Below are 396 nucleotides of genomic sequence, written 5' to 3'. Positions count from 1 at the left end.
GGCCCGTGCTGATGGACCCCTGGAAGGACGTCTATGCCCAGGAAAGCGACAAGCGCGTGCTGGCCGATTCGATCGGCGGTGCCGACGTCTTCCTCGGCCTTTCCGCTGCCGGCGTGCTGAAGCCGGAACTGTTGAAGGCCATGGCCGACAAGCCGCTGATTATGGCGCTTGCCAACCCCAATCCGGAGATCATGCCGGAAGCGGCGCGGGCCGTCCGCCCGGACGCGATGATCTGCACCGGCCGCTCGGACTTCCCCAACCAGGTCAACAATGTGCTGTGCTTCCCCTATATCTTCCGCGGCGCGCTCGATTGCGGCGCCCGGACGATCAACGAAGCGATGAAGATGGCGGCGGTGAGGGCGATTGCCGGGCTGGCGCGCGAGGAAGTTAATGAAG

1 protein-coding gene is annotated in these 396 nt (G+C 64.9%); it reads left to right on the top strand.

Annotated features, from left to right (window positions below):
- Nucleotides 1-396 (top strand): malic enzyme-like NAD(P)-binding protein (locus tag AC1D0P_RS31135; protein WP_477680256.1); only part of this gene is annotated, 396 nt, incomplete at both ends.

The organism is Polaromonas sp. P1_G2, assembly GCF_056405515.1.
This window is presented reverse-complemented; position numbering and strand designations above follow the sequence as displayed.